Source organism: Dietzia sp. Cai40 (assembly GCF_014145165.1).
In the GTDB taxonomy this organism is placed as follows: Bacteria; Actinomycetota; Actinomycetes; order Mycobacteriales; family Mycobacteriaceae; genus Dietzia; species Dietzia natronolimnaea.
Map to the genome: position 1 here is coordinate 1 of NZ_JAALEB010000045.1, position 4,007 is coordinate 4,007.

General features: G+C 69.6%; 2 protein-coding genes and 1 pseudogene. 1 reads left to right on the plus strand and 2 read right to left on the minus strand.

From position 1 onward, the window contains the following. Both G6022_RS02020 and G6022_RS02025 read right to left on the minus strand, forming a co-directional pair. Window positions 1-1,530 (minus strand): acyl-CoA dehydrogenase family protein (locus tag G6022_RS02020; RefSeq protein WP_182690958.1); only part of this gene is annotated, 1,530 nt, incomplete at its 3' end. Window positions 1,531-1,683: 153 nt separating this feature from the next. Next, window positions 1,684-2,859, minus strand: a pseudogene (locus G6022_RS02025) (putative PEP-binding protein); the annotation flags it as partial. Window positions 2,860-3,247: 388 nt separating this feature from the next. On the opposite strand from G6022_RS02025, the gene G6022_RS02030 reads away from it, so the two are divergent. After that, window positions 3,248-4,007 (plus strand): methyl-accepting chemotaxis protein (locus tag G6022_RS02030; protein ID WP_182690956.1); only part of this gene is annotated, 760 nt, incomplete at its 3' end.

Below are 4,007 nucleotides of genomic sequence, written 5' to 3' on the forward strand. Positions count from 1 at the left end.
GCCGACCATCGCCTCGACGTCGGCGAGCGCGGTGGCCAGGACCTCGCGCTCGGCGGTCAGCTCCGCCGGACCGTCGGCCTCGAGGAACTTCTTGATCTGCGCCGAGACGTGACCGATGGCGGTGCCGCGGTCGCGGGCGATCTTGCGGAAGAAGAAGTCCTGTGCCTGGATCGCGGTGGTGCCCTCGTAGAGGGAGTCGATCTTGGCGTCGCGGATGTACTGCTCGATCGGGTAGTCCTGCAGGAAGCCCGATCCGCCGAAGGTCTGCAGCGACTCGGTGAGCAGCTCGTACGCCCGCTCGGACCCGACGCCCTTGACGATCGGCAGGAGCAGGTCGTTGACGCGGTGGGCGAGCTCGCCGTCGGCACCGGAGACGCGCTGGGCGATCTCGACGTCCTGATGGGCGGCGGTGTACATGTACACCGCGCGCAGGCCCTCGGCGAACGCCTTCTGGCGGATGAGCGCCCGGCGCACGTCCGGGTGGTGGGTGATGGTCACGCGGGGGGCGTTCTTGTCCGCCATCTCGGCCATGTCGCCACCCTGGACGCGCTCCTTGGCGAACTCCAGGGCGTTGAGGTAACCGGTCGACAGGGTGGAGATGGCCTTGGTGCCGACCATCATCCGGGCGTGCTCGATCACGTCGAACATCTGCCGGATGCCCAGGTTGAGCTCGCCGTCACCGACGATCCAGCCCTTGGCCGGGACCCCGTGGCCGCCGAAGGTCAGCTCGCACGTGGTGGAGACCTTGATGCCCATCTTGTGCTCGACGCCGGTGACGAACACGCCGTTGCGCTCGCCCAGCTCGCCGGTCTCGAAGTCGAAGTGGATCTTGGGGACGAAGAACAGCGACAGTCCCTTGGTGCCCGGGCCCGCGCCCTCGGGGCGGGCCAGGACCAGGTGGAAGATGTTCTCGAACATGTCGTCCGAGTCGGCCGAGGTGATGAACCGCTTGACGCCCTCGATGTGCCAGCTGCCGTCGTCCTGCTTGACGGCCTTGGTGCGGCCGGCCCCGACGTCGGATCCGGCGTCGGGCTCGGTGAGCACCATGGTCGCGCCCCACCCGCGCTCGACGCAGGTGGCGGCCCACTTCTTCTGCTCCTCGGTGCCGTTCTCGTACAGCACGGCCGCGAAGGACGGGCCGGCTCCGTACATGAACGCGGGGGGGTTGGCGCCGAGCATCATCTCGCCGGTGGCCCACACCATCGCGCGGGGGGCGGGCATTCCGCCGAGGTCCTCCGGCAGACCCATCGACCAGTAGCCGGCGTCGTACCAGGCGCGGAACGACTTCTTGAAGTCCTCCGGCAGGGAGACCGAGTGGGTCTCGGGGTCGAAGACCGGCGGGTTGCGGTCGGCCGAGGAGAAGGACTCGGCGACCGGGCCCTCGGTGAGGGTCGCGACCTCGGAGAGGATGCCCCGGGCGGTGTCGGTGTCCATGTCGCCGAACTCGCCGGCGTCGAGTGCCTCGTTCATGCGCAGGACCTCGAACATGTTGAACTCGAGATCGCGGACGTTGCTCTTGTAGTGACCCATTACGGTCTTCTCCGATCGGAGTGCGGTGTCGTGGCAATGGAGGTGGCCGCGCGGGTCGGCACTGGTGTCCATGGGCGCACCGGAACCTACCCGTCGGTAACAAGACAGATGTTAGTGCGTCGTCAGCGATCCGTCCAAGGTGAGGAAAGACTCTTATTTCCCTGGTGGGCGGCGCGCGGCCGATCGGGCCGCATCGAGCAGGATCGATTTCTCGGCCCGCGCCACCGTCCGCCGGGTGATCTCGGCGTAGTCCGGGGTCACCGACACCGACGTCACGCCCCTGCGGACGAGATGCTCGGCCATCGACGGGTCGGTCGAAGCGGCCTGCCCGCACAGCGAGACCGTGAGCCCCGATTCGTGGCAGCGGTCGATGATCTGGTCGATGAACGCCAGGACCGCCGGGTCCATCGAGTCGAAGAGCTCTGCGCACACCTCGGAGTCGCGGTCCACCCCGAGCGTCAACTGGGCGAGGTCGTTGGACCCGATCGAGACCCCGTCGATGCCCATCGCGGCGTACTCGGGGATCCAGTGGACGACCGACGGGACCTCGGCCATGATCCACCGCTTGAGGCCCGGGTCGCGCCCGAGGGGGTGGGCGTCGATGATGTCCAGGCAGGCGCGGAGCTCCCACCCGGTGCGGACGAACGGGATCATCAGGTGCAGGTTGCCGTGCTTCTGCCGCACCCGGGCCAACGCGTCCAGCTCCAGTCGGAACAGGTCCGGTTCCTGCGTGTAGCGGAAGCACCCGCGGTAGCCGATCATCGGGTTGCGCTCCTCGGCCTCGACCTCCCCGCCGAGCAGTCCGCGGAACTCGTTGGAACGCAGGTCGGTGGCGCGGTAGACCACCGGCCGGGGCTCGAAGGCCGCGGCGATCGTGCTGATCCCCGAGACCATCCGGTCGACGTACTCCTCCTGCCTCCCCTCGGCGATGAGCGTGCGCGGGTGGACGCCGTCCAGCGCGCTGGTGATGAGGAACTCCGCGCGCAGCAGGCCCACCCCGTCCACGTCCATCGCGGCGACCCTGGCCGCGGCGTCGGGGGTCGCGAGGTTGACGTACACCGCGGTCGCGGTGACCTCGCGGGTCCTCACCTCGGGCGCCCGACCTGCGTCGGCGGGGGCGTGTTCGGCGGCGGCCGGACGCACGGTGCCCGGGTAGACCACACCGGCGGTGCCGTCGACGGTGATCGTCTGGCCGTCGCGGATGTCCGTGGTCGCCGACCGGGTGCCGACGATGACGGGGCGGCCCAGCTCACGGCCGACGATCGCCGCGTGACAGGTGACCCCTCCCTCGTCGGTGACGATCGCCGCGGCCCGCTTGAGGATCGGCAGCGGGCCGGCAGCTCCACCTGCGCGACGGTCCGCGTCAGGTCCTGTGACCTGGCGATGAGCTCGGCCTCGGTGAGTCCCTCCTCCGGCACCCGCTCGGTGTGGAGGCGCGCGCGGATGCCGCCGGCGTCCATCGCCTCCAGATACGCCGACTGGCCGATCGCGAACCCGGGCGGCACGGCGAGCCCGGCGCCCGTCATCTCCCCGAGATTGGCCGACTTCCCTCCGTACTCGGGTGCGTCGTCGAGCCGTAGATCATCGAAGGTCGTGACCCGCTGTGCGTTCATCTCGTGCCCCTTCCGGGAACGCTGTCCGGTCTGTCCGCCCGCCGCTTCCTCCATGGTGCGCTGATCGGGAGGTCCCGGGTGGGATGTTCGGGCAGAATCGATCCATGGCTGACATGCAGGTGCGGGTCCCGTCCCCGTCGTCCCTCGTCCAGAGCGCGTTCCGGGTGGTCGAGTGGGAGCTCTCGATGGCGCGGGAGTTCCTCCTCCTGCCCGCGCGGGTGATGGCGCTCCTGGAGGACGTGGAGTCCATCGTGCGGCGCGTCCAGCGACTGTTGGACGAGGTCGAGCGGACCGTGTCGTCGATCGACGGGATCGTGGTGACGGCCGCGGAGACCGTCGACGGGGTACGGACCACGGTCTCGCGGGCCGACCGGGTGGTCGACGACGTCGAGCGCACGGTCTCCTCCGCCGACTCGATCGTCGCCCGGGTGGGGTCGACCGTGGACTCGGCTGACGGGATCGTCGGCAGGGTGGGGTCGACCGTGGACTCGGCGGACGGGATCGTGGCTCGTATCGGTGCGACCGTGGACGTCGCGGACAGCGTGGTGCTCAGGGTCGACTCGACGGTGGACTCGGCGGACGCGGTCGTGGTGCGCGTCGGCTCGACGGTCGACACCGCGGACGGGCTCGTGACCTCGGCGGGCGGGCTCATGGACCGGATCGTGCCGATGGTCGACTTCGCCGAGTCCGCGCTGGCGCCCGTCAAGCCCGTCGTCGAGGCACTGTTGGTCGACGCCGAACTCTCGCCGGAGACCGCCAGGAGGGTGGCGACCCGCCTCACAGAGGTGCTGGTGTGGACGGACAAGACCATCGCGCTGCTGGAACCGATCGCCGACGAGATTCTCGAATCGGTCGATTCCGAGG